This window comes from Desulfovibrio sp. (genome assembly GCF_035644575.1).
Classification (GTDB): Bacteria; Desulfobacterota; Desulfovibrionia; order Desulfovibrionales; family Desulfovibrionaceae; genus Desulfovibrio.
In genome coordinates this window covers 1-23,851 of sequence record NZ_DASQOG010000051.1, presented here as the reverse complement: position 1 = coordinate 23,851, position 23,851 = coordinate 1, and the positions used below count along the sequence as shown (strand labels likewise).

Annotated in this window: 24 protein-coding genes and 2 pseudogenes; 1 reads left to right on the top strand and 25 read right to left on the bottom strand. The window is 58.4% G+C overall.

Translation table 11 applies throughout. The features are described 5' to 3' along the window. Positions 1-136 precede the first annotated feature (136 nt). The 24 genes and pseudogenes from VEZ52_RS02365 to VEZ52_RS14575 all read right to left on the bottom strand — a co-directional run. Complete coding sequence (locus VEZ52_RS02365) at positions 137-379, bottom strand: thioredoxin family protein (protein ID WP_324835370.1); 243 nt, start codon at positions 377-379, stop codon at positions 137-139. Positions 380-396: 17 nt separating this feature from the next. Then, on the bottom strand, positions 397-1,539 hold the full coding sequence (locus VEZ52_RS02360) for a permease (protein WP_324835369.1): 1,143 nt from the start codon (positions 1,537-1,539) through the stop codon (positions 397-399). A 73-nt stretch (positions 1,540-1,612) separates the two neighbouring features. Then, positions 1,613-1,963, bottom strand: coding sequence for a helix-turn-helix domain-containing protein (locus tag VEZ52_RS02355; protein WP_324835368.1), 351 nt, complete (start codon positions 1,961-1,963; stop codon positions 1,613-1,615). 143 nt (positions 1,964-2,106) lie between these two features. After that, positions 2,107-4,071 (bottom strand): methyl-accepting chemotaxis protein, encoded by a 1,965-nt coding sequence (locus VEZ52_RS02350; protein ID WP_324835367.1) that lies wholly within the window; start codon positions 4,069-4,071, stop codon positions 2,107-2,109. Between the two features lie 91 nt (positions 4,072-4,162). Next, positions 4,163-4,636 (bottom strand): cytochrome c family protein, encoded by a 474-nt coding sequence (locus VEZ52_RS02345; protein ID WP_324835377.1) that lies wholly within the window; start codon positions 4,634-4,636, stop codon positions 4,163-4,165. 836 nt (positions 4,637-5,472) lie between these two features. Continuing rightward, complete coding sequence (locus VEZ52_RS02340) at positions 5,473-5,904, bottom strand: EutP/PduV family microcompartment system protein (RefSeq protein ID WP_324835366.1); 432 nt, start codon at positions 5,902-5,904, stop codon at positions 5,473-5,475. Between the two features lie 7 nt (positions 5,905-5,911). After that, complete coding sequence (locus tag VEZ52_RS02335; protein WP_192111443.1) at positions 5,912-6,259, bottom strand: BMC domain-containing protein; 348 nt, start codon at positions 6,257-6,259, stop codon at positions 5,912-5,914. A 236-nt stretch (positions 6,260-6,495) separates the two neighbouring features. Then, entirely contained in the window at positions 6,496-7,047 is a 552-nt protein-coding gene (locus tag VEZ52_RS02330) for a BMC domain-containing protein (protein WP_324835365.1), read from the bottom strand. Between the two features lie 17 nt (positions 7,048-7,064). Beyond that, on the bottom strand, positions 7,065-8,390 hold the full coding sequence (locus VEZ52_RS02325) for a 4Fe-4S dicluster domain-containing protein (protein WP_324835364.1): 1,326 nt from the start codon (positions 8,388-8,390) through the stop codon (positions 7,065-7,067). Positions 8,391-8,591: 201 nt separating this feature from the next. Further along, entirely contained in the window at positions 8,592-8,870 is a 279-nt protein-coding gene (locus tag VEZ52_RS02320) for a BMC domain-containing protein (RefSeq protein ID WP_108702565.1), read from the bottom strand. Positions 8,871-8,915: 45 nt separating this feature from the next. Next, the gene (locus tag VEZ52_RS02315) at positions 8,916-9,245 is read right to left on the bottom strand and encodes a hypothetical protein (RefSeq protein ID WP_324835363.1); all 330 of its coding nucleotides are present in this window, start codon (positions 9,243-9,245) and stop codon (positions 8,916-8,918) included. A 29-nt stretch (positions 9,246-9,274) separates the two neighbouring features. After that, the gene (locus VEZ52_RS02310) at positions 9,275-9,847 is read right to left on the bottom strand and encodes a BMC domain-containing protein (RefSeq protein ID WP_324835362.1); all 573 of its coding nucleotides are present in this window, start codon (positions 9,845-9,847) and stop codon (positions 9,275-9,277) included. Positions 9,848-9,850: 3 nt separating this feature from the next. After that, positions 9,851-10,138 carry a EutN/CcmL family microcompartment protein gene (locus tag VEZ52_RS02305; protein ID WP_022658524.1) on the bottom strand — a complete coding sequence of 96 codons (288 nt, stop codon included), beginning with the start codon at positions 10,136-10,138 and terminating at the stop codon, positions 9,851-9,853. Positions 10,139-10,145: 7 nt separating this feature from the next. Then, the gene (locus tag VEZ52_RS02300) at positions 10,146-10,739 is read right to left on the bottom strand and encodes a hypothetical protein (RefSeq protein ID WP_324835361.1); all 594 of its coding nucleotides are present in this window, start codon (positions 10,737-10,739) and stop codon (positions 10,146-10,148) included. Between the two features lie 58 nt (positions 10,740-10,797). Then, positions 10,798-11,619, bottom strand: a complete 822-nt coding sequence (gene eutJ / locus VEZ52_RS02295) for an ethanolamine utilization protein EutJ (RefSeq protein WP_324835360.1) — start codon at positions 11,617-11,619, stop codon at positions 10,798-10,800. A gap of 1 nt (position 11,620) precedes the next feature. Further along, the gene (locus tag VEZ52_RS02290; RefSeq protein WP_192111450.1) at positions 11,621-12,292 is read right to left on the bottom strand and encodes a phosphate propanoyltransferase; all 672 of its coding nucleotides are present in this window, start codon (positions 12,290-12,292) and stop codon (positions 11,621-11,623) included. A gap of 212 nt (positions 12,293-12,504) precedes the next feature. Continuing rightward, the gene (locus tag VEZ52_RS02285; protein ID WP_022658528.1) at positions 12,505-12,792 is read right to left on the bottom strand and encodes a BMC domain-containing protein; all 288 of its coding nucleotides are present in this window, start codon (positions 12,790-12,792) and stop codon (positions 12,505-12,507) included. Between the two features lie 127 nt (positions 12,793-12,919). Continuing rightward, the gene (locus VEZ52_RS02280) at positions 12,920-14,431 is read right to left on the bottom strand and encodes an acetaldehyde dehydrogenase (acetylating) (protein WP_324835359.1); all 1,512 of its coding nucleotides are present in this window, start codon (positions 14,429-14,431) and stop codon (positions 12,920-12,922) included. A 279-nt stretch (positions 14,432-14,710) separates the two neighbouring features. Next, a pseudogene (locus VEZ52_RS14615) lies at positions 14,711-14,974 on the bottom strand (BMC domain-containing protein); the annotation flags it as partial. A gap of 57 nt (positions 14,975-15,031) precedes the next feature. Then, entirely contained in the window at positions 15,032-15,964 is a 933-nt protein-coding gene (cutD, locus tag VEZ52_RS02270; protein ID WP_227117579.1) for a choline TMA-lyase-activating enzyme, read from the bottom strand. Positions 15,965-16,021: 57 nt separating this feature from the next. After that, positions 16,022-18,580: a choline trimethylamine-lyase gene (gene cutC / locus VEZ52_RS02265; RefSeq protein ID WP_324835358.1), complete on the bottom strand. Its 2,559-nt coding sequence runs from the start codon at positions 18,578-18,580 to the stop codon at positions 16,022-16,024. A 58-nt stretch (positions 18,581-18,638) separates the two neighbouring features. Continuing rightward, positions 18,639-20,090, bottom strand: a complete 1,452-nt coding sequence (locus tag VEZ52_RS02260) for an aldehyde dehydrogenase family protein (protein ID WP_324835357.1) — start codon at positions 20,088-20,090, stop codon at positions 18,639-18,641. Positions 20,091-20,110: 20 nt separating this feature from the next. Beyond that, positions 20,111-20,377, bottom strand: coding sequence for a BMC domain-containing protein (locus VEZ52_RS14580; RefSeq protein WP_227117840.1), 267 nt, complete (start codon positions 20,375-20,377; stop codon positions 20,111-20,113). Positions 20,378-20,470: 93 nt separating this feature from the next. Then, positions 20,471-20,707: pseudogene (locus VEZ52_RS14575) on the bottom strand (BMC domain-containing protein); the annotation flags it as partial. 491 nt (positions 20,708-21,198) lie between these two features. Here VEZ52_RS14575 and VEZ52_RS02250 point away from each other — a divergent pair. Then, positions 21,199-22,047: a MerR family transcriptional regulator gene (locus VEZ52_RS02250; protein WP_324835356.1), complete on the top strand. Its 849-nt coding sequence runs from the start codon at positions 21,199-21,201 to the stop codon at positions 22,045-22,047. 183 nt (positions 22,048-22,230) lie between these two features. Here the strand turns inward: VEZ52_RS02250 and VEZ52_RS02245 are convergent, their stop codons facing one another. Further along, entirely contained in the window at positions 22,231-23,805 is a 1,575-nt protein-coding gene (locus tag VEZ52_RS02245) for an outer membrane homotrimeric porin (RefSeq protein WP_324835355.1), read from the bottom strand. Positions 23,806-23,851 lie beyond the last annotated feature (46 nt).

The following is a 23,851-nucleotide window of genomic DNA, read 5'->3' as shown; positions in this document are numbered from 1 at the left end:
GGAAGTATGCGAAATAGCACCCTGAACAATGGTCGACAATAGCGTGACCCGCCACGCAGAGCAAGCGGGTTGCTTCTGCGCGGCGGGCCGAAAACATCTGAATATGCGTTGGCAGTGGCCGGGGAAGGGGCAGGGCTTAAGCGCTGGCCTCCGCAATCCAGTTGGCGACTTCACTTCCAGTGGGCACCCTGCCCGTGCATTTGATCTGACCGTTGACCATCACGGCCGGGGTGGAGATGATGCGCGCCGCCATGATTTCTCTGAAATCAGAGACCTTGATCACCGAAATTTCACCGCCAGCCTGTTCCGCAGCCTGCCGCACCACGTTTTCTGCTTCCACGCAGCGTGCGCAGCCGGGGCCGAATACCTTGATTTCCATTACTTTGCTCCTGAAAGTTACGCCAGGAATGCTCCTGTCAGATTGAACAGCCAACCCACCAGAGTGAACATTATCAACAGATAACCCACAAAAACGGCCAACAGCTTGCCTGTCATGACCTGCCGCAGCATGAGCATTTCCGGCAGGCTGACCACAACCGTGCTCATGCAGAAGGCCAAAGTCGTGCCGATGGGCAAGCCCTTGGTCAACAGGCTTTCCATAACCGGGATGATACCCGTTACGCTGGAATACAGGGGGATGCCCAGCAGGACAGAAAGCGGCACCGACCACCATTCCCCCGCGCCAAGATGCTCGGCAAACCAGTTCTCCGGCACAAAGCCGTGCAGGGCTGCGCCAAGCCCAACGCCGATAATCACCCACTTCCAGACTCGGCGAAAAATGGTGGAGGTCTCCGACCATGCAAAATCGTGCCGATGGCGCAGGGTGATCCGTGGAGCGCAGGCAGGTTCTGCACCCGTGCCGCTGGCCCCTTCCGCCTGCGCGGGCATGTTGGCCATGGCCTCGAGGATAAAGGGATGCAGCCAGCGGTCGGCCTTGATGGCGTCCATGAGGCAGCCGCCAATGATGCCAGCTGTCATGCCCACAACCACATAGGCCACGGTGATCTTCCAGCCCAGCAGGCCCCACAGCAAAACAACGGCCAGTTCGTTGATAAGCGGCGAAGTGATGAGAAAGGACATGGTGATGCCCATGGGGATGCTGGCTGTGGTGAAACCGAGAAACAGCGGTATGCTTGAGCAGGAGCAAAAGGGCGTAACCGCGCCAAAGGCGGAGCCGAGAAAATAGCCTACGCCCTTTGCCTTGCCGCTCAGATACTCGCGCACCCGCTCCACGTTGAGCCCGGCCCGCGCCCATGCAATGGCATAAATGAGCGCCACCAGTAGAAGCAGAATTTTTGCCGTGTCGTAGAAAAAAAATTCCACGGATTCCGCAATGGGGGAGCCAGGGGCAAAACCCATGAGGCCCACAGAGAGCCAGTGCGCCGCAGGCTGGATGACGGAATAGGCCAACCACCACAGCGCGCCAAGGGTGGTAATCACCGCAACGTAGCGGAGGTTCCAGCCGCTTGCTTCTGGTTTTTGGGGGGTCTGCAAGGAAGTGTTTTTACAGCAACACTGTTGTTGAAGCGGCGTGTTCATGGCAATTGCCTATATTTTGATATTTGTTGAATAGTTGATATGTTGAAGCTAAAAAAAGGGCAGCGCCCATTGCTTATAATTTCGGGAGTATGCCGGGTAACACGCCGCTGGCAGCCCTGAACCTCTGGCATTCGCCGGGGTTGGCGGAGCAGCATTCTGACGTCAGATAGGCAATCACCGCAAGCATCAAGGGGATGCTGGCCTTGTAGCGCATAAATCGCCCCTCCTTTTCAACCGTGACCAGGCCGCTGTGCACCACGGCCTTGAGATGAAAGGAGAGGTTGGTTGAGGGAATATCCAGCTGGCGGGCGATTTCGCCAGCCACCAGCCCCTGCGGAGCGTTTTTGACCAGCAGCCTGAACAGATCGAGGCGTACCTCGGACGACAGGGCTTCAAATATGCTGGCGGCAGTTTTGCTTTCCATAAAATGACATTTCAACATTAATTGATCTATGTCAAGAGGACGAAAAAAAGCTGCGGCAAACAAACGTTCGCCGCAGCTTTTAATGAATTGATGTATCTGAGCCTGTGGAGCGCCGATGCGCCATTGGCAGCGGTTATGCTCTGTTAGGAACTGCTGTGCCCGTTGCCATTCCCGTTGCTCATGGAGGCAATGGTCTCGCGCAGGTCGGCGGCCATCTGGGCAACCTCCCGGGCAGTAACGCCAAGTTCTGTCATGGCGTTGGAAATATCCAGCGCAATGGAATCAACGGTGCCAATGTTGCCGTTGATTTCTTCAGAAGCGGCAGACTGCTTTTCAGCCGTGGTGGCGATTATGCCGATCATGTCGGCGGTCTGCATGACCTGGGTGACGATTTCCTGCAAGGCTTCCCCGGCCTGGGTCACAAGCTCCACACCCTGCTGCACGCTGGCGTCAGTTTCGCCCATCAGCGCTATATTGCTGTGGGCGCTGTCCTGAATGCCCTTGACTGCGGAAGAAACTTCCATGGTGGCCTGCATGGTTTTTTCCGCCAGTTTGCGCACCTCATCGGCAACGACGGCAAATCCTCGCCCGGCCTCGCCAGCGCGGGCGGCTTCAATGGCGGCGTTAAGGGCCAACAGGTTTGTCTGGTCGGCAATATCGCTGATGATGCCAAGTATTTTGCCCACGTCCTGCGCCTTGCTGCCAAGATCATGCAGGCCGGTGCTCATGGTCGTGGTGTGCTTGCGCACATCGGCTATGGCCTCAATGGACTGGTCGGTGACCTTTTGGCCGCTCTGGGCGCGCTGCCGGGCCTGATCGGCATTACCGGAGGCATCACCCGCGTTACGCGCCACGTCAACTATGGAGGCATTCATGGCCTCAATGGCGGTGGCGGTTTCGCGTATTCTGTTTTGCTGGTTGGCCGTGCCTTCGCTGGTATGGCCGATGCGTTCCAGCAACTGGTCGGATATGTGGGCAAGGTGGGTGGCAATTTCGCCAGCGTTTTCCGCAACCCTGGCGACCATGGCGCCGTTCTTTTCAATCTGGCGCTGATTTTTTCTGATCTCGGTAATGTCGTTCCAGAATGTTACCGAACCCATGAGGGTATTATCCATGTCAAAAAAGGGCGTCGCAGTAACCGTAACGTAGCGCAGATTGCCTTTTTCCGTAGGGAGCTCCCGTTCGGCCACAAACTTTTTGCGGTGCAGCACGGCGCGCACTGCGGTGGTTTCGCGGTTTTCGTCATTCCACAGAAATTTGCCTGATGTAAGGCCGAGAAAGCTTTGCGGCTTTGCGGTTTTTTCCAGCAGATCGCACAGATGCTGGTTAAGCCAGAGAATTTTTTTGTCCGCGCCAATGATCAGACAGGGGGCGGCAATGCCGTTGAGCACGCCTTCTGAAAAGCCAAGCTTGTCCTTGAGCTGCGCCACCATCTTGCCAATGTCGGTGGAGAGCGTGGCAAGCTCGTCCTTGCCCTGCTGGTCAAATTCCACGGCAAGGTTGCCTGCGGCCACCTGCCCGGCATTGGCGACAAGCCGCGAAATCCGGCGAATGAGAAAATGGCGGATCGCCAGCACCGTAAAGGCGATCAGGGCCAGCAGACCCACAGCCCCCATGATGGACGTGCGCAGCAACTGGTTTTCCATGGCGGTCCAGGCATTGGTGACGTCAAGTTTCATCACCAGCTGCCCAAGGATTGGTTCTGATTCGCCGTGGCAGTGATGGCACCTGCGCTGGTTGGCAATGGAAAAAACGCTGCCCAGAATTTTTTTGCCGTTCTGGTCAATAAAAACGGCTTCCTCAATGGGCTGTTTGAGGCCGCGCACATGCAGGCCTGCCAGCTCCTTGTCCGCTTCTACGGTGGCAAAAACCTTGCGCAGTGTGGTGTCGTCCGTGCTGTAGGTGATATTGCCCGTGTATGAGGTCATGTAGGCGGTAATATGCCCAAATTTACTTTTGATCTTGCCGAATTCGTCGGCAGTTCCCTTGTTGTCGCCCACGATCATGGGCTTTTCAATGCCCATGTAGATCAGCCCTGTCTCCATGCGCGCGCTGGAGCGGATTTCATCAGTCATAAGCTTTTTAACCCCGGCATATTCCAGGGACATTATGCAGCTTATGACGAGAAACGTAATGGTGACAATAGATACCGTAATTTTGAAATTAAGCGATCTGGATAAAAGCATTGCTACCCCCGAACTAGTGCGCGCCAGAAAAGATCAGTGGCTTGAATTTGAAATCCTGAATCCGCTCGGAATTATGGCATGCCGTGCAGGTTTCCACGGCAGGCTTTCTGCTGATGGATTGAGGATCCTGATTTTCCGCATGCTCGCTGCCTGGGCCGTGGCAGGTCTCGCAACCAACATCGGCCAGCTCGGGCGTTGTTTCTATGCTTTTGAATCCACCCTTGTTGTAGCCTGTAGTGTGGCATTCGTAGCATTTCTGAAGCTCATGCTCCTTGAGTTTGGGCTTCATGATGGCTACAGAATCCCACGAGTGGGCTTTCTTGGAATGTTTGATAAAAGAATTATACTGTTCTTCATGGCATGGAGCGCAGTTTTTGGAGCCTATGTAAGTTTTTGAGTTGTCTGCATTGCCTGCTTGAACAAAAAATAGCTGAACAAATGCGAAGAGTAGAGCTGAAAGAATGAACTTTTTAGATAAATACAGCATCATCACGTTCTCTTTGATGGTTGTTTTTGTAGCCAGCCTGTAGCGCCTGTGAGGAACGGAGACTTTGTCACTTCAAAAAACATAAACCCATGAATCGTGAATCAGTGCGGAAACCCTATATCCTTGGCAGGGGCAATACCGCAGTAACGCAGAGCCTTTCGGCGCATTTTATTAAATGATTATGCCCCGTTTGAAATTTGTGCGGTTTTTCTCATTTTCGCGGGTGATGATCAGGTAAAAGGCGCGCCGTTACCTGAACGCAATACAAACTCTATAATATAGATTCTTGACGTTATTATATTCATAAGCTTGGCAAATGCGCTAATTGAGCAAGCAATGAATGTATTAATAAACGATAATCATACTCTTTAGTGGCGAATTTTTGTGAGTCCATTAATCATATTTTTTTAATAAGCATTGATCTGTTTGTGAAGAATTACAAAATAATAAGCATAGTTCGCAATGGTTAGCACAAAAAAGTTTTAAAGTGAATAGGCTCACGAAAATAAGAAAGATCATGTTATAGACATCTCTGTCATATAGTTGCAATTGATGGCAATTTATTATGCAATAGATAAAGTTTTTTACGCACTATTAATTTAACATTGCTGTTAAATATTTAAAGGCAAGAAAATACGCATCGATTTTTTTGTTTTTCATGTGAAAGATGTAAAATGCAAATCATGGACGCGCCTGCGGTGCATAGGCGGTGCAAGTTCATACTTGAGAAATTAATCTCCGCATGAATATTGACTTGATTGATACAGATTCGAAGGATGGCTGATGCAGGAGGAATGACTTGGCCGCATATGTCGCGGCGCGGTATCTGAAATATGTCAGGCTTTGAGCGGCAGGGCGTCGCGCAGTTCGTCCACGCCAGCGAGGGTGACGGAGCTCAGCGCAACAATTTGCGCTGTCCCCGCGCTCAGCAGAAAGCGCCTTGCGCGTTCCGTGTTGGCTGCGTCCATATCTGTCTTGCTGATGACGCCAACAACGGTGCGGTTGAATATGCGGGCAAAACCCGGCGGGAAGGCGGAGGTTGGGCGGGTGGCGTCCTGCACAAAAAGGATGGCCGCGCATTCGGTGGCCAGGGTGATGAGGGCGCAGTAAAAGCGGCGGTTTTCCAGAAATTCCGGCGGGGGAAAAACAAATTCTCCGGCATATTCCACGGCCATGGTACGCCGCAGATCCGGCACGGTGCAGCCCAGCAGGCGGGCAACGGTGCGTCTGCCCACCCCCCGTTCGCCCATAAGCATAATGCGGCGCACGGCTGGCCTATGACCGGGTGCAATCGGTCAGGGCGTAGTGGAGCACATCGCCAAAATAGCGCAGCACTTCACGCAGCCCGGCTTCCACACTGGCCACATCGCCGGTGAGCAGCAGGGAGCCGCCAAACCTGTCCAGAAAGCCGATTTGCACATCGGCGGCCTTGGTGGCGATATCTGCGGCAATGATCACGCCTTCGCTGGGCGTGATGGTGAGGATGCCGATGGCGTCCGTTGCGCTTTCGTCAAGGCCGAGCTTGAGGGGAATGTCGCGCTGGGGGCTGGCGATAAGGTGCGCCAGAGTGATCTGCCTGCCGGGCACATACTCCTGTATGACGCGCTGTTTCGCTTCTTCCATGATGCGGCTGCCTGTTTGCTTGAGGGGATGTGATGTTCGCGCGGGGAGCCTGGCTCCCCGCGCAAAAGGTCGCCCGAGGGCAACTTTTAGAGCATTTCAACTTTAAAAAAGGGTAAATGCTCTAACGCTGCACGCGAGTACAGCGCGCCATACCGTGGCGTGGATTCTGCCGAAAATCGCATTTTTCGGCAGAATGACAACTTTGAAATGCTTCACATTTCAAAGTTCATCTGCTTCTAGAGCAACTGCTTTTTGAGATCGTCGCTGGGCGAGGGGATCACAATCTTGCTGACCACCGGGCCGCCGTCCGTCACGTTGGCCGCGCCAGCGTCCACAGACGATTGCACGGCGCTGACCTCGCCCGTCATGAGCACAAAGGCTTTGCCGCCCAGGCCCGCAGAAAGGCGCAGTTCCACAAGGTTCACATCGCCAGCCTTGGCTGCGGCGTCCGCCGCCAGCACGCAGGAGGCCGCGGTATATGTTTCAATAATGCCGAGTGCGTTGATCTTCTCCCTGATGGCGGTGCCGTTCATGGCAGGGATGACGCTTTCGTGCACGTTGGGGATGATAAAGGAATCCACCACCAGATCCGCGCCCAGGTGCAACCCGGTCTGTACGGAGCTGGTCACGGCTCCGGTATCGCCGGTGATGACCACAAGATAACGGCCAGGGCAGGTGGGGCGGGAGATAACCAGCTCCACATTGGCGGCTTTGACCATTTCGTCCGCCGTCTGAATGCCCACGCCGATGCTGTTCAGTTCCACACAGCCTATAGTGCGTAATTTCATGCCGCTCACCTGTTGCTTCACGCCTTGATGGTTATGATGCCGTTTTCAACGGCAGTGACCACGCCGTCAATGCTGGCGTGTACGCGCGCGCCCATGGCCCCTTCGGGAATTTCACCGATGAGGTCGCCTGTTTTGACGTGATCGCCCGCGTGCACCACGGCAAGGGCGGGCGCGCCTATGTGCTGGCGCAGGGGAATGCGCACTTCCGAAGGCGTGTAGTCGCCGGCAAAGTGCGGGTGCGCTTCATAACCCGCAAGCCCAAGCCTGCTTACAAGGCGGCTGGTGGGAATCCTGCGTTCGTCGCGGAAACGCGAGGCCGCAAGGGGTTCGCCCCTGTTTTCCCACTTGACCCCGGCGGCCATGAGTTCCTTTTTGAGCTGCGCGTTCACTTCCCTGGGCGAAAGGCCCATGGGGCAGGCAAACTTTTCGCAGATGCCGCATTCGGAGCAGAGCAGGGCCTCGCGCGCAATGGGCGAATCCACGGCCTGCCCGTCAAGCACGCGCATAAGCCGGTGCGGGTGCAGGCTGTGACCAAGCAGTTGCCGGGGGCAAAGATCGGTACACTGCGAGCACTGACAGCATATGGTGTTGGTAAGGCGTTTGACCGTATGCGGGTCCATGACCTTGCGGCACACCACGTTGTGGTCAGGCGGCAGCACAAGCAGGCCGCTTGTGGTCTTGGTGACGGGCTGATCCGTATCGGGCAGCACACGGCCCATCATGGGACCGCCGTCCACCACGCGGTATTCGTCAATGGTCGGCCCACCCGCAAATTGCAGTACCTCGGCAACTCGCGTACCCACTGGCACGCGCACCACCATGGGCTTGCGCACCTCGCACCCCACGGTGAGGTAGCGGTGGGTCACGGGTTTGCCGTCCAGCGCGTGGGCCACATTGCAGAGCGATTCCACATTGCTTACCACCGCGCCGATCTGCAAAGGAATGCCGCGCTCGGGCACAATGCCGCCCAGCACTTCATACACCATCACCTGCTCGTCGCCGGCGGGGTAGAAGTCGCCCAGTTCAAAGGCCTCAATACGGCCCTTGCCAAGGCGGGCAACGCCTTCGCGCACACTCTGCATGGCATGGGCGTGTTTGCCCTTGAGGCAGATGATGCCGCGCCCGGCCCCTGTGCAATCCATCATGGCCTCGAGGCCGCGCACCAGAGTGTCCACCTGTGTTTCCATCAGATACGGATCGCTCATCAGCAGCGGTTCGCACGAAGCCCCGTTGACCAGCACCGTCTGCGCGGCGGCATCGGCCTTGACGTGCGTGGGCAGGCCTGCGCCGCCCGCACCTACCACGCCAGCCGCGCGAATGGCGTCAACAATTGGTTTTCCCATGATGTCCTCTCACTGGAATTATCGCAAAGCGGGCCGCCAGAGCATTTCACTCCTGAAATGTTCGCTTATGACAGGCCAAGCCTGCCTGCTCGCATTTCGTGGCAAGGATTTTCAGAAAAATCCTTGCAGAGCAGTTACTTCATTTCCTTCGTAAACTGCCCTAACCGCGCCCGCCGCAATCACACTGCCCGGCTTCAGGCGTTATTTGCACTTGGGCAGAATCATTTCCACTTCTTCATGGGGGCGGGGGATCACGTGCACGCTCACAAGCTCGCCCACGCGCGAGGCAGCGGCAGCGCCCGCATCGGTGGCGGCCTTAACAGCGCCCACATCGCCGCGCACCATCACGGTCACCAGACCGGAACCCACCTGCTCGCGACCGATAAGGGTCACGTTGGCAGCCTTGACCATGGCATCGGCAGCTTCCACAGCGCCAACAAGACCACGGGTTTCAACCATGCCGAGAGCGTCAGTCATTATAGCCATTGTAATCTCCTTTTATGTTTGCGTATGCGCGGCAGAGGATTAAGCGTGGAGGCTCTTGCCGATCACTGCCACGGTTTCCAGCGTCACCTTCCGCAGTTCGTCGGGGTCGGTGATGCCATAGTGCTGTTTGATGATGGCGGCCACGCCGATGAGCAGGTCATCGCAGTGGTCGTCGTGCCCGTCATGCCCGTGCTGCGGGCATCCACCGTGTGCGCAGTGCGCGGCGGCTTCGCCGTAGCTTATCAGGACGCCGCGTTTGCAAAGTTCATCGCGCGCGCCGGGGGTCAGAATCTTAGCGGAGTCCATCACAAGCTTGTTGCCGTGGATGAACTGATCAAGATTATCAATGGTTATCAGCGTTTTTCCCATATGTGCCTCGTTCGTTCCGCAGGCGCGGGTTATTGTTGGGCGTCATTGGCGCTACGCCGCGCCGTGCCCGCCAGCGCGCTGACCACTTCCGGGTCGGGCTGGGGAATGACCACCATACGCATCAGGTTGTTGCCCAGCACGTCGGCGGCTGCGGCTGCGGCTTCACGCACGGCGGCCACATCGCCTGTCAGCACAAAGTATGATTTGCCGCCAATGCCCTGGCCAAGAACCATACGCATCAGCGAAACCGCCGCCTGCTTGACGGCCTTGTCTGCCGCGATGACGCTGTCCGCCGCGTTGCGGCATTCAACAACGCCAAGGGCCGCTCCGCCGATTTCAGCGGGCATGCGCCGCAGAACATTGAGTACCTGGCCGGACACATTGGAAACAACATAGCTGCCCGCAAGGCGCGCTTCCGTTGCTCTGGCGGCATGCACCGAGGCGTCAACCGCCTCTCTGTCTCCCCCCACAAGGATGAGAAAGCGCCCTGCGCACACAACGGAAGCGCGCACCAGCGTGACCGGAGCGGCCTTGAGCATGATATCGGCCAGCTCTGCCCCAGCGGCTATGCTGCGGCTGTCCACAATGCCCAGCGTATCCATGAGCTATTCGCTCTCCGGGCTTTTGCCCATCATTTCTTCCTGATCCAGAATGCCTACAATGGCTGCATCAACAGGGGATTCCTGATTGTACAGAGCCTTGCGGGCCGGGCTGCCGGTGGTGATAAGCACGCGCTCGCCAATACCGGCTCCCACGCAGTCCACCGCCACAAAACTTTCGGCCAGCCTGTTGTGGGCGAGGTCAAGGCGCTGTACCACCATGAGCTTGAGCCCGTTGAGGGAATCTTCCTTTCGCGTGGCCCATACGTTACCGACGACAATGCCTATCAGCATGCGACACCTACAGATCTTTCAAAATGGTCATGTTGCGTTCCGCCGCCGCATCCTGCGCCAACGGTGTTACAACGGCCCCTTGGGGAGCACGCAGGGTGCGCGCGCCCGTTGCGGCGGCCTCGGCCACATGGTTTGCGGTTATAAGACAATCGCGCGTGCGCGACGCTTCCGGCGCGGCCTCGGTGAGTTCCGTCAGGCCAAAGGCCGCAAGCCGGGCTTCATATTCTTCATACAGGCGCAAAAGCGCGTCCGGGGCCGTGGCGGCGTGCGCGCGGTAGGCAAAGCCAAGGGTACGCACCTGCTTGCCCTGCAAAAGCAGGTCAAGCACCTCGCGTTGGGCAAGGCTTGAGCCGCGTCCCAGCGCCAGATCCGCCATATCCGAGCAGGTTAGCTCCGGCAGGATGTAGAGGGCCGGTTCCTGCCCGGCGCTCTGCCCCTGAAAGCACACCTGCATGGCGCTGCCGAGGCGCTTTTCCACCTGACGGGCGAGGGCTTCGTCCCTGGGGGCCAGCACCTGAGCCACGGAGGCGGGCCTGGCATCAAGCTGATCCAGCACGGCCCGCACCACAGCGGTAATAAGTGTGTTCAGTTCCACGGGCATAAGCCGCGCTCCTATAATCATTTAAGGCTTTGAATTATATTCGTAAAAGCAAAATGCTCTAGTCAGTGCAGTTCAGGGCTATGCCCAGCGGCGTCACCAGAAAAGGATTGGCGGGCTTGAATGTGGGCACGCCTGTGTCCTTCTGGATGATGGATTCCATATCCGCGAGGCAGCAGGTGCCACCCACGAGGTACAGGGCCGAAACCTTGCGCCCCTGAATGTGCTTCCTGATGATGGCCGCCATCTTTTCAATCACGGGCCGCACCACGGGCAAAAGTTCCTTGTGGCGGCTCGCGTCCTTTTTCAGGTCTTCAGCTTCGTCAAAAGGAATGTCGTAATTGCCCGACAGCACGAGCGAAACGTGCGTTCCACCCGTGGGTTCGTCCGCCACGTACACAACCTTGCAGTCCTGCAACAGGGCGATGCCAGTGGTGCCGCCGCCAATATCCACGATGGCGCCGTCGCGCACCTGCAAAACGCTGTTGGCCGCAGTGGGTTCGTCAAGCAGGGCGGTAACGCGGTAGCCAGCGGCCTCCGCCACATGGCGGTGGGTTGCGCAGTCGCGCTCGCTGGTGCCGGGCGGAACGGCAATGGCGGCATTTTCAAGCTTGCGGCCAAGGCGTTCTTCCAGCTCTTCGGTCAGCTCGCGCACAATGCGCGTGCCGCCCGCGTAGTCCACCACCAGACCGTCACGCACCACCTGGGCAAAGCGCATCGCACAGGCCACAGGCTCGCGTTTGGCGTTGACCACAACCACCACAATGTACGCGGTGCCAAGGTCTACACCCACATAGAGGGGTTCCGTGGGGCTGACCTTGCGGGGATTTTCCCGGCACTGGTCAAGCGTGGCGATGAGTTTATCCGCTGCGGCAAAGTCCATATCAGCCCCTTGAGCGCCGCACGATGACGCCGGTGACGCCGGGCTTCCAGCCTGCGCTGTTGCCTTCGTCCGCATCAATGTGCATGGCAAGTTTGAAGGAGTCGCTTACGCGCACCAGCACGTCTTCAAGAATCATGGGCCGTTCCGTATCAAGACGCACGGCGACCTTGTCCTTGTCCTTGAGGCCGAAACGCTCGGCGTCATCGGTGTGCATGTGGATGTGGCGGGCGGCAACAATCACGCCCGATTCCAGGCCCACAATGCCCGTGGTGGATGCAAGCACAATGCCAGGGGTGTCCTTGGTGTCGCCGCTCTGGCGCACCGGAGGATTGATGCCCAGAATGCGGGCATCGGTCTTGGAAAGCTCGATCTGCGAAACGCTTCGGGCGGGGCCGAGCACGGCCACCTTGTCCATGACGCCCTTGGGGCCGATCAGCCGCACACGTTCAACGCACAAAAATTGCCCCGGCTGCGAGAGCGGCCTTTCGGGTCGCAGGGCCTCACCGTACAGCGACAGCGCATCTTCGACGCTCAGATGGACGTGACGGGCGGAAATCTCCACCGGGATAGGCCCGGCGTTCATGGTTTCTTCCCTGTCGCTGCTGGCGCACTGCTCTGTCAGCACCTTGCGCACAACATCTGTCACAATGTCCTTGATCGCTTGTTCGTTCATCTTGGCTCCAGCATGCAACGGCTGCGCATAGGGCAACCGCCTTGTAAATACGCGGGAATCGGGCCGCAGGCTCAAATTCCTTTGGCGGGCGTCTTTTCATGGGCAACGCCGCGCCGTTTCCGTAGAGGCGTTCTGCCTGTGGCTCCCCCGGCGCTGCTCGCGTGCAGCGCGCTGCCCGTCAGTGTGCGCCGGGGGGCCAGATACGGCAAAGACTAGGCTTCGCGCTTGGGCAGAATCATTTCCACTTCGCTGTGGGGGCGGGGGATCACGTGCACGCTCACGAGTTCGCCCACCTTTTTGGCAGCGGCGGCGCCGGCGTCCGTGGCGGCCTTAACAGCGCCCACATCGCCGCGCACCATAACGGTGACAAGGCCGGAACCCACCTGGCTGCGGCCAATAAGGGTTACGTTGGCGGCTTTCACCATGGCATCGGCGGCTTCAATAGCGCCCACAAGACCACGGGTTTCGATCATGCCCAGAGCGTTGGCGGAAGCGGTCATAGCTATTCTCCTTGCGTTATTTGCGTATGTTGTTGTGCCCCTGAGCGGGTCATGCCGTTGGGGGCATTCCGCAATAACGGGCTGTTACGGTTACATTGGGCGGGCAAAGGCCAGCCCGGTGCAGCTGCTAAAGAACCTTCTTCAGCTCGGCCACAATCAGTTCGGTGACGGCGTTGATGTCGATGTTGCCAGCGCCCGCAGCCGGAGCAGACGTGCCATGACCGCTGCCGGAGCAGCAGGAGGCGGCAGGGGCAGCATGGCTGGCCGCGCCGTGTCCGTTGCTGGAGCAGCAGCACTGGGAGTTGAGGTCATAGGCCACACGGCGAATGTTGATCAGGTTCATGGGCGTGACGTTGTCGGAAGTGGCGCTGCCGCCAACGGCCCCGCAGCCCAGGGTGAACGAGGGGAACAGCCCGGTGCTGAGACCCACCGCGCCCTGTGTGGCGGGCGTGTTGACCATGATGCGCGAAACAGGCTTTTTGAGGCCGAATTCGCGGATGATTTCTTCGTTGTTGGAGTGGATGGCAAGGGTGTGGCCAGCGCCGCAGTTGTGCAGCAGGGCAGTGCACAGTTCGCAGGCTTCATGCCAGTCTTCCACCACGTAAAAGCCGAGCAGGGCCGTGAGCTTTTCCTTGGAGAAAGGATACTTGTGCCCAACGCCCTTTTCGTCCGAAACGAGCAGGCGCGTACCCTGGGGCACGTCGATGCCGGCGATGCGGGCAATGGTCTGGGCGTCGCGGCCCACAATGGCGGGGTTCATGCTGCCATTGCCGCGTTCCATGACGTTCTTGACCTTTTCCAGCTTTTCGCCCTGGAGGAAGTAGGCTCCCTGGGCTTCCAGCGTGGCGCGCACCTTGGCGGCGATGCAGGATTCGGTGACGATGGACTGCTCGGAGGCGCAGATGGTGCCGTTGTCGAAAGTTTTGCTGCTCATGATCTTGGTCACGGCGCTTTCGATATCGGCGGTGCGTTCAATGAAGGCGGGCGTGTTGCCAGCGCCCACGCCCAGTGCGGGCGTGCCGGAGCTGTACGCGGCCTTGACCATGCCGGGGCCGCCCGTGGCAAGGATGAGATCGCAGATCTTCATCAATTCGTTGGTGCCTTCGATGGTGGGAATGGTGATGCAGCTCACCAGATCGGGCGACACGTTGCAGCTGCGCAGCGCGCCCTGAATGATTTCCACCGTCTTGGCAATGCACTTGCGGGCGCTGGGGTGCGGCGTAAACACAATGGCGTTGCCCGACTTGAGCGAGATGAGCGACTTGTAGATGGTGGTGGACGTGGGGTTGGTGGAGGGCACAATACCCGCAATCACACCCACGGGCACGGCCACTTCCACAACCTTGGTCTCGTTGTTGGTGGAAAGAATGCCCACGGTCTTCATGTCGCGAATGCAGGCATAGACCTTTTCGCTGGCAAGCAGGTTCTTGGTCTTTTTGTCCTGCGGCTTGCCAAAGCCGGTTTCTTCCGCAGCCATTGCGCCCAGCGTTTCAGCCTGGGCAGCGGTGGCTTCGGAAACGGCCTTGATCACGGCGTCCACACGCTCCTGGCTCATCTGTGCGAATTCCGGCTGCGCCTTGCGCGCAGCGCGAACCAGTGCGCGCACCTCCTGAATGGAGAGCAAATCCTTATCGACCATTTCTTACTCCTTTTCCTTCAGAGCCGCCCGGCAAATGGCGTCTATCAGCGTTTTCTTGTCGGAGGAGACAATCTGCCCGCGCGTGAGCGGAACCTGAAGGTCTCTGGCCAACTGCCGAAGTTTGTTTATGCTCATGCCCGCGAGCTTTTCCTTGCTCGGGGGCGCGGCCTGCGTGGCGGGCTTCGCCTTGTCGGCGGGGTCAGTCATGCTTGTCTGGCCTTCCTGTGCGGCCTCTGCCGGGGCCGCCGCCTCAATCTCAATGCTGCGCGGTTGCAACAGCAAAATATGTTCAAGCTCCGCATCGGGGCGGGGGATGACATGCCGCGAAACGCACTCCGCGCCTTCAATGCGCGCAATGGAGGCCGTGGCTGCGTCCACGGAGGACTGCACGGCAGCCACCTCGCCCGCAATGGTGATGGTCACAAGCCCGCCGGAAGCAAGGGACTTTTCGAGCAGGCGCACGTCTGCCGCCTTGAGCATGGCGTCGGCAGCCTCAATGGCTCCTATCAAGCCCCTCGTTTCCACAAGTCCTAATGCAAGCATGCTTTTTCTCCTTCACTGCGCAAGGGCGCGGCGCGGGTTTGTCCGTAATTGTCTGCGTTAATGCCTGATGGTCTTCACATCGAGGTCATAGCCACGCAAAATGCTTTCCATGGTCGCCATATCCCGGTCATCAAGCACAGGGTTGTCCTTGATGGGATATTCCATGTCGAGCTGGGCGTACTTGCCGACGCCCATTTTGTGGTAGGGGAGCAGATCAACGCCCTTCAGATTTTTCATACCTTTGTAATTATACAGAAATTTTCCTACGGCGTGCAGTTCTTCCGCATCGTCGTTGTATCCCTTCAGCAGGGGCATGCGGATGCGCACGTTGCTGCCGTTTTCAAGCAGCCAGCTCAGGTTCGCCAGTATGGTCTCGTTGCGCACGCCTGTGAGGGCATAGTGCTTTTCCGGATTCATGTGCTTGATGTCGAAGAGGAAGAGATCAACCACTTCGGCAAGCTGGCGCACCACTTCGGGGCGGGCATAGCCGCATGTTTCCATGGCGGTGTTGATGCCCTTGTGCTTACAGGCCAGGAGCAGGTTTGCCACGGCTTCCGGCTGGAGCATGGGCTCGCCGCCGCCAACGGTAACGCCCCCGCCGGAGCTCTGGTAAAAGGGCCAGTCCTGTTCCACTACTTCCAGCAGTTCAGAAATTCCCTTGCATTCGCCCGCGATGGCCAGCGCCCCCTGAGGGCAGGCCTTGACGCAGCGCCCGCAGGCGATGCAGTCAAGCTCCCTGTTGACGGTATGCTGCCCTTGCTCTCCTGCGAGCGCGTGAATGCCTGAGGGGCAGACGGGCACGCACGCGCCGCAGGAGATGCAAAGGTCTTTTTTGTACAGCACATCACAGCGCCGACGTTGGCTTTCGGGGTTTGAGCACCATTTGCAGCGAAGGGCGCAGCCCTTGAAGAAAACGATGGTGCGTATGCCCGGACCGTCATACATATTGTATTTCTGTATGTTGAAAACGATGGCTTTTCTTTCGATCACGGTGCTTTTCCCCTGCCGTATGCCGTTACGCTTGTGTTGCCGTCAGAATCGGGCGGCCTAGAAGTGGCGCAGCACGGTTCTGCTGATGATTTCGTCCTGAACGTCCTTGCACAGCTCGATGAAGAAGGCGCTGTAGCCAGCCACGCGCACAACCAGATCGCGGAAGTCCTTGGGGTTCTTCTGCGCGTCAAGCAGGGTCTGGTTGTCCAGGTAGTTGAACTGCATTTCGCCATTGCCCAGAATGCTGGCCGTGCGGATGAGGGTGATGACGCCCTGTTCGCCTTCGGGGGTATCCAGCAGACCGGACATGAGCTTGAAGTTGTGCACCATGCCGATGTTCATGTTGTCGTTGGACATCTTGGACACGCTCTTGATGATGGCGGTGGGGCCTTTGACGTCCGCGCCCTGGGTGGGGCTGATGCCGTCGGAAAGGGGCTGCCATGCGCTGCGGCCGTTGGCGGATGCGCCAAGCAACTGGCCAAAGGGAGTGTTGTTGGAGATGGACAGGGTGCCGTGGCTCAGAATGGAGTAGAGCGTGCGGTACTTGCGGTGCTCCTGCTCGGTGAACGACACGAGGTCGGCGGCGATGTCGTCGGCGTAGTCGTCGTCGTTGCCGTACTTGGGCGCGGCGAGGCAGTCTGCCAGCACGGCGTCGTAGCCCTTGAAGTCGGCCTTGAGGGCTTCGTTCATGTATTCGAGCGTGTACTTCTTGTCTTCGTACACAAGCTTCTTGATGGCGGCCATGGAGTCCACGTAGGTGGCAAGACCGCTCCAGACCACGCCGGGGCCGAAGTTGTACATGGCGCCGCCAGCGGCCACGTCGCAGCCGTGTTCCATGCAACCTTCGTACATGATGGACATGAGCGGCTTGGGCGCGAAGTCGCGGTGCACGCGCTGGGAAATGACCGTGGCAACGCTGGACCACTTGGTGATATAGCGGATCTGCTCCTTCACCGCGGCCTCGAACTTTTCGTAGGTGTCAAACTGGCTCAGGTCGCCGGAGTCGGGGCAGACCTGCTTGCCGTACCACAGCGGCACGCCGTGGTTGAGCACCAGTTCGATGCAGATGGGCCACTGGGTGTAGGCAGTGGAGGTCCACTGGTAGAGGCGGCCCGCTTTCTGCGGTTCCACGCAGCCCATGAGGCAGTAGTCGCGGGCGTCTTCAATGCTCACGCCCTTGGCCAGCATCATCTTGATGTGGGTGTCGTCAAAGTGCACGGCGGGGAAGCCCATGCCGGAGCGGATGACGGCCACGATTTTCTTGAGGTATTCCTGCGGCGAGGAATTGTGCACGCGGGTTGCCAGCGAGGGCTGGTAAATACGCACGTGGCGCACCGCGTCCATGAGCAGATAGGTCAGCTCGTTGGTGGCGTCGCGGCCTTCGCGGGTAACGCCGCCCACGCACATGTTCACGAAGGGCTGGTATCCGGCAAAGAACTTGGAGCTGCCTTCGCTGGTGAGCCACATCATTTCAGACATCTTGATGAGCATGCAGCCAGCGAGGTCAAAGGCTTCGCAGGGGGTCATGCGGCCAGCTTCGATATCGGCCTTGTAGAGGGGGTACATGTACTGGTCAACGCGGCCAATGGACATGCCGGTCTGGTTTTCTTCAACAACCAGCAGGGATTCCACGGTCCACACAGCCTGAATGGCTTCCCAGAAGGTGGTGGGAGCATGTGCGGGAACGCGGGCGTTGACCTCGGAAATCTTGAGCAGTTCGGCCTTGCGCTTGGGATCGTGTTCTTTTTCCGCAAGCTGGGCGGCGTATTCCGACATGCGCTTTGCATAGCACATGACGCCTTCGGTGGTTTCGATCACCGACTTGTAGAAGTAGATTTTGTCGATATCTTCGGGATTGGCGTAATCCAGGTGCGTCAGGTGTTCCTGCGCTTCATGCTGAATGTCCAGCATGCCCTTTTTCATCAGGATGACGTCATAGCCGGGGTTGGAGTCGCCGCCGCCGTTGAGGGCGTGGTACGAGCAGTCGGACACGTAGGATTCGCCCGAAAGTTCCCACAGACCGGCTTCGCGGTACTGGGCTTCGCAGTATTCGTCCACGGACTTGCCTTCCCAGTAGGGGAAGATTTCTTCGCGCAGAACTTTCTTGTCTTCTTCAGCAAGATGGAAGGGGTCCTGCGGGCGGGAGCCGATGGTGTCCAGCTCGTCGCGCAGCCAGCGCCAGGAAATATCGGGCGAAAACGCGCCAGCGCGCGGCGCGCCGTTGGGTGCGCCCACGATGAGTTCATTATCCTGAATGACCAGGGGCGCGGTTTCGCAGCAGTAGCGGAAAGCCTTGGCGCGCAGCAGAATGCGCGGCATGCCGGGGTTTTCGCTGTCAATCTTGGTAATGGCGCGCGCACGGTGAATGGTGATGCGCGGCATCTGCAAAAGATAGTTGGTCTTGAGCTTGAGGTGGCGCTCTGTGGGGCCGTCAGGCACGTTGACGCCGTCAGACACTCCAGCCTTGGGGGCGGAATGCTGCGCGGGGGCAGTGGGCGTGAGGGTAACAGCCGAGCCGGAAGACGTGGCAAATATCTTGCGCAGCGTTTCGCGCTCTTCGGGCGTCAGGCTTTTGGTGACTTCTGCTATCTTTTGAGTAAAATCATGAAGATCCACGTTGATTCCTCCATGGTTTGCGATTGCGGCTCCGGCTGCTGCCGGGGCTTGTTCCGCATCACCTGTTCAATTCATTGAGAGCCTTGCGCAAAACGCGCCGCAGTGCGTCTGAAACGGGGTCGGCCTGGTCGTTCTGCTGTTCCCTGAACGAGAAGCCGCGAACGCCGTAGCCCACCTTGCGCCGATAAATGAGATTCATTGGTGAAATGTTGTCGGAGCTGAATCCGTGCCCGGCCAGACCGCTGCCCTGCGTCATGGAAGGGAAAAGGTCGGTGGTGAGGCCCATGCCGCCAAAAGCGGCGGGCGTGTTGACCAGCATGCGGGCCACGGGCTTTTTGAGCGCGAACTGCTGGATGATCTCTTCATCCTGGCTGTGGATGGTCATGGTTTGGGCGTGACCCTCGCGCAGCAGAAGTTCGAGGCATTTTTCGCAGGCATGCCGCCAGTCCGGTTCAACATAATAGGCAAGCACAGGGGCCAGCAGTTCCCTGATGAAGGGGTCGGCGGGGTCCACGTAGCGGCGTTCAACCAGCAGCACACGCGTACCCTGCGGCACGGCAATGCCCGCCTTTTCGGCCAGCACGGTTGCCGATTGCCCCAGCATGGCGCGGTTGCGGCGGCCATTGGGATGAAACATGGTTTCGCTCAGGGCCTGGGCCTGCGCCTCGTTGATAAAACAGGCTCCGCCCGCCTCAAATGCCCGGCGCGCCTGCGGCTCGATCTTGCCGTCCACAATGACGCACTGTTCGGCAGAGGGGGCCAGCCCGTTGTCAAAGCTCTTGCTAGCAAGGATGTCGTCCACGGCCTTGCAAATGTCGGCAGTGGCTTCAATAAAGGCCGGGCCGTTGCCCATGCCCCCGTAGATGAAGGGCTTGCCGCTGTGGCGCGCCGCCTCAAGCATGCTGTCCCTGCCGGTTACCAGAACCAGAGCCACAAGACGGTGGCGCATGAGTTCTTCAATGCCGCTGTCGGCAACCATGGTCAGGCAGGTCACGGAACCCTCGGGCAGACCGTGGGCCTGACCTGCGGCAGACATGGCCGCCACCACGCGGCTGGTGCATTCCACGGCGTGCTGGTGGGGGCAAACCACAATGGAATTGCCCGCCTTAACCGCCGCAAGCACATTGCAGATGGTGGTGGAAACCGGGTTGGTGCAGGGGCTGAGGGCGGCTATAACGCCCACGGGCACACCCACTTCAAACACGTTTTGCACGGCATCGGCGCTCTGGGGCAGTTTGCCCACGCAGCGCATGCCCCGCACGCTCTGGATGACGCGGCGGCAGGCAAAAAGGTTTTTGGCCATTTTGTCCTGCCACACGCCGCATCCGGTTTCTTCGTGGCTCATGACGGCAAGCGACTGGGCCTCAGCGGCGGCGGCTTCAGCCATGGCTTCCACCACCGTGTCCAGTGATTCCTGAGGCATGGCGGAAAGCCGCGTCTGAGCGTCAGCCGCGTTTTCAGCAAGGATGCGAGCCTGCTGGATGGAAATAAGATCCTTGTCGCCGATCATGTTTCCTCCGATGAACCCGGTCAGCTCAGGGCGTAGCGCCTTACAAGCCTGACAAGACGACGGTGGGGCGTGGGAATCACAGCGGAGCTGTAAACGGTAGCGCCCATATTGTTCACGGCCTTGATGCCGGCGGCCACGGCGGCCTGAACAGCGGCCACATCGCCCTGCACAAGGGCGGAGCAGTAACCGGAGGCCACGTTTTCGTAGCCGATCAGTTCCACATCGGCGGCCTTGATCATGGCGTCCGCGCCTTCCATAAGAAAGACGATGCCAAAGGTTTCAATCATGCCCAGGGCGCGCAGACCGGGGTCGTCTTCTGCCACTTCGTCCAGCGTGTGCGCACGGACAATGCCGCTCATACCGCGCGCGGGGCGGGGCATGACGTTGGTGGCCGTAAGCTTGCCCACAGAGGCGGCAGCAGCGGCGCCAGCGTCAACAGAGGCCTTTACTGCGGCCACATCGCCCCGAACCATGATGGTAACGAGCGTGGAGCCAACGTTTTCGTAGCCGACAAGATCAACATCTGCGGCTTTGAGCATACTGTCCGCGCCGTAAATGGACGGAACCATGCCAAGAGTTTCAATCAGGCCAAGGGCTTCTTCACCTGTATACTGCATACAACTCACCTCGTGGGGACCCGTGTTCGTGTCCGGGCATAGCCGGGCGGAGCAAATCTCCTAGTTCCTTTCTAGCCGTTCCCCTATAGGGAAAAGTCAAGCCATATCCCGATTTTTTTCGTCTTGTGTGTGAAATTTGTTGCAGCCCTTGCGGTGTGCGGGTTTTGGCCTCTTGCAGGGCTGTTTTTTGATTTTTCCGCCTGCTGCGCGGCGATGCGAGCGCGTGGCGGTTGCGGAGCGCGCAGAGGGATCAGCGGCATTTTTGCGTTTAATTACGGGCCTGTCGCAAAAATGTCCGCTTTTTGCGGCAAAAGACGGCGACCTTCCCTAGAACTGGAACCTTGGGCCGGATTTGGGGAAGCTGGTGCAGACAGATGGTTCAGATGGCATGAGCGCCCTGAGTGTGGGGGCAATGAGAGGAAGAAGCCGGAACGACTTTTGCACAGTAAAGTGCGGCCCCAGCCGGGACACCGCACATTCAGGAGAGCTTCATGAATTCTCAGCGCTACACCATAAGCGAAATGAGCGAGACTTCGAATATTTCAAAAAAGGCCCTGCGTTTTTACGACAAGCTGGGCCTCATCACGCCACGCCTGCGCGGGGCCAACAACTACCGCTACTACACGCATGAAGATGTGCTCTCCGTGCCGCCTCTCAAATATTACAAGCAGATGGGATTCCGGCTTGAAGAAATCCGCGCGGCCTTTGATGCGGACAGCAACGCCTCGCTGAGGGCGCTGCGCGAGATGTTTACTACCAAGATGCAAGACCTGCGGCAGGAGGAGGACGTACTGCGTTTGCGCTCGGCCTCCATCCATGACTGGCTTGAGCTGCTGCACGAGGCGGAAATGGTGCTGGATAACGACCTGCGGCAGGTATCGGTCAAATATGTTCCGCCGCAGAATCTGCTGTTCCATGACGAGGTGTTCTCTCTGGACATCAAGTCCACCATCATCAATATGGGATTCACCAATTATGTTGAATCACTGGATAATAACATCGCCGGACCGGTCATTGTCCATTTTTCTTCGGTAGAAGAGAGGCTGAAAAAAGTGGAGCAGCCCATACAGGTTTTGCAGCGCCCCATGCGCCCCTGCAAGCCGGAGCTGATGCAGACGCTCGGGGGAGTGCTCATGGCGAGCTGCTATCACATAGGCCCTTATGAAACCATCAATGACACCTACCGCAAGCTGCAACGCTGGTGTGCATCCAGCAGCTATGTGCATGCCCCTGATGCCTTTGAGCGGTATGTCACCGATTACTGGACAACCAACAATGAAGCGCTTTTTGTGACCGAGGTTCTGGTGCGGGTGCGCCGCCCCAACGACACATTCGTTTAAGCGGCACCATGTGCCGGGCGGTGTTTGGCGCAGCCCGGCAAAAATGAAGGCCGTTGCCTGGGAGAATCCGGCAACGGCCTTTTTGCGCTATATTCACAGCGCAGGGCATAAAAATGGGCCTGCCGCAGGCCAGTATGCGTGGTCGGCGGCAGGCCTGTACCGGAGGAAGGAACCGCCGGATCTTTAGAACTTGTACTGGAAGACCACCTGACCCTTCCAGGCGTCCTGCTTGGAGTAGGAGCCGAAGTTCTGGTAGCTCTTGTTCCAGGTGCTGCTGTCCATGTAGTTGGCCACGTAGCCCAGTTCAACGTTCATCTCAAGATTGTCGTAAATCTTGTAGGAAGAAATCACGTTGAATTCCAGCAGACCATCATTGGTGGTCATGTACGGGCCATCAAACATGTTGGACGTGGAATCCCACGCATTGGCATGGTCCATGTACTTGACCATTGCGGGGCTGTTGGTGCCGCCCCAGTAGGCCACGCGGAAGGTGTGGGTGAGTTTGTCGAGGAAGCTGACGTCGCGGATCTGCGCGCCAAAGCCCCAGGTGCCCGCGTAGGACAGGGACTTGTCCATGAAGTTGACGTTGGGGCTCCAGCCGAGGTTGCCATCGCCCATGAAGGACGTGAAATTGCCGTAAGCACATACGGAAGGCAGGCGCTCGGAACCGTTCTTGACGTTGCCGTCATCGCCGGAAGCGTACCAGCCGAACACGCCGGGCACGCCCCAGTCGAGCTTGTATTCCACAAGGGCCTTGGCCAGCCAGCCCTGGCGCTGGGTGCTGCCGTGCACCACATCATTGGCGTTGTTGCGGCGCATCACGTTGAAGCTGCCCATCTGTTCGACAAAGCCGTAGTTGGTGTCGAATTCAATGTTCCAGGGTTCCAGGGCAGTAACCTTAACAGGCAGGCCAGCCCAGAACACGGTGCCGTATTCCTTGGAGGCATTGGTCACGCCGGTCACGTTAAGGCCGTGGCCTGCGCCGATCTTGTTCAGGTAGGGGTACAGGGTGGTGGCAGGGGAGCCGTCGCCCAGACCGTAGTTGGTGAAAGCGCCAAACTTGCCGGTGTTGCGGCCCATCATGCCGGGCATGACCCAGGGGGTGATGCTGATGCCGTCAAAAGTCAGGGGCATGCTCAGGGCAAACAGGTCCATGTTATCAAGATAACTGGCCTTGTCGTTGCTGATCACGTTGTTGTAGGTGCCGCCCTGATAGTTGTCGTTGAAGGGGCGCATCCACAGGGCGGTGAGGCCCACGTTTTTGTTGAAGGCATAGTTGCCAACCACAGCGGCAGCCTGGGTGTCAAACACCGCAGAGCCGCCAGCGGCGTTGGGCAGGGCCAGATACTGCAAGCCCATCTTGAACTTCAGATCGGTCTGCGGAACTGACCACTGCATGTTGGCCTGGGTCACGCGCACCAGGGTGCCGTCCGCACCAAGGGCGGAACCCTGACCGGATCTGCCCCAGTCCATCGGGCCAAGCTTGAACTGCACGCTGCCCATCAGGTTTTCTGAGGCAATCGCGTCAAGGAACAGCAGAACGCGCTGACGCGAAACAAACTGGTCAGAGTTGTTGGCCTTCTGTTTTGCTCCATTGGTCGTCACGTCCTTTGTCAGGCTGGAATCGCCCACGCCAAAGCCCATTGACCAGATGCCCCGTGCCTTGAAATCCACCGCTTCGGCAGACTGCCCAAACGCCAACCCCAATGTAAGCGCAAGAGCTGCTGCGGAAAGAATGGTTTTCCGTTTCAAAGACATAGTACCTCCCAAGTTAAACGTTATCCATTTGCTACAGCCTGATCCA

Coding starts and splice junctions, on each gene's coding strand:
- VEZ52_RS02365 (WP_324835370.1), bottom strand. CDS start 379: ATGGAAATCAAGGTATTCGGCCCCGGCTGCGCACGCTGCGTGGAAGCA.
- VEZ52_RS02360 (WP_324835369.1), bottom strand. CDS start 1,539: ATGAACACGCCGCTTCAACAACAGTGTTGCTGTAAAAACACTTCCTTG.
- VEZ52_RS02355 (WP_324835368.1), bottom strand. CDS start 1,963: ATGGAAAGCAAAACTGCCGCCAGCATATTTGAAGCCCTGTCGTCCGAG.
- VEZ52_RS02350 (WP_324835367.1), bottom strand. CDS start 4,071: ATGTCCCTGGAATATGCCGGGGTTAAAAAGCTTATGACTGATGAAATC.
- VEZ52_RS02345 (WP_324835377.1), bottom strand. CDS start 4,636: ATGCTGTATTTATCTAAAAAGTTCATTCTTTCAGCTCTACTCTTCGCA.
- VEZ52_RS02335 (WP_192111443.1), bottom strand. CDS start 6,259: ATGGAAGAAGCGAAACAGCGCGTCATACAGGAGTATGTGCCCGGCAGG.
- VEZ52_RS02330 (WP_324835365.1), bottom strand. CDS start 7,047: ATGAAATTACGCACTATAGGCTGTGTGGAACTGAACAGCATCGGCGTG.
- VEZ52_RS02325 (WP_324835364.1), bottom strand. CDS start 8,390: ATGGGAAAACCAATTGTTGACGCCATTCGCGCGGCTGGCGTGGTAGGT.
- VEZ52_RS02315 (WP_324835363.1), bottom strand. CDS start 9,245: ATGGGAAAAACGCTGATAACCATTGATAATCTTGATCAGTTCATCCAC.
- VEZ52_RS02310 (WP_324835362.1), bottom strand. CDS start 9,847: ATGGATACGCTGGGCATTGTGGACAGCCGCAGCATAGCCGCTGGGGCA.
- VEZ52_RS02305 (WP_022658524.1), bottom strand. CDS start 10,138: ATGCTGATAGGCATTGTCGTCGGTAACGTATGGGCCACGCGAAAGGAA.
- VEZ52_RS02300 (WP_324835361.1), bottom strand. CDS start 10,739: ATGCCCGTGGAACTGAACACACTTATTACCGCTGTGGTGCGGGCCGTG.
- eutJ (WP_324835360.1), bottom strand. CDS start 11,619: ATGGACTTTGCCGCAGCGGATAAACTCATCGCCACGCTTGACCAGTGC.
- VEZ52_RS02290 (WP_192111450.1), bottom strand. CDS start 12,292: ATGAACGAACAAGCGATCAAGGACATTGTGACAGATGTTGTGCGCAAG.
- VEZ52_RS02285 (WP_022658528.1), bottom strand. CDS start 12,792: ATGACCGCTTCCGCCAACGCTCTGGGCATGATCGAAACCCGTGGTCTT.
- VEZ52_RS02280 (WP_324835359.1), bottom strand. CDS start 14,431: ATGGTCGATAAGGATTTGCTCTCCATTCAGGAGGTGCGCGCACTGGTT.
- VEZ52_RS02260 (WP_324835357.1), bottom strand. CDS start 20,090: ATGATCGGCGACAAGGATCTTATTTCCATCCAGCAGGCTCGCATCCTT.
- VEZ52_RS14580 (WP_227117840.1), bottom strand. CDS start 20,377: ATGATTGAAACCTTTGGCATCGTCTTTCTTATGGAAGGCGCGGACGCC.
- VEZ52_RS02250 (WP_324835356.1), top strand. CDS start 21,199: ATGAATTCTCAGCGCTACACCATAAGCGAAATGAGCGAGACTTCGAAT.
- VEZ52_RS02245 (WP_324835355.1), bottom strand. CDS start 23,805: ATGTCTTTGAAACGGAAAACCATTCTTTCCGCAGCAGCTCTTGCGCTT.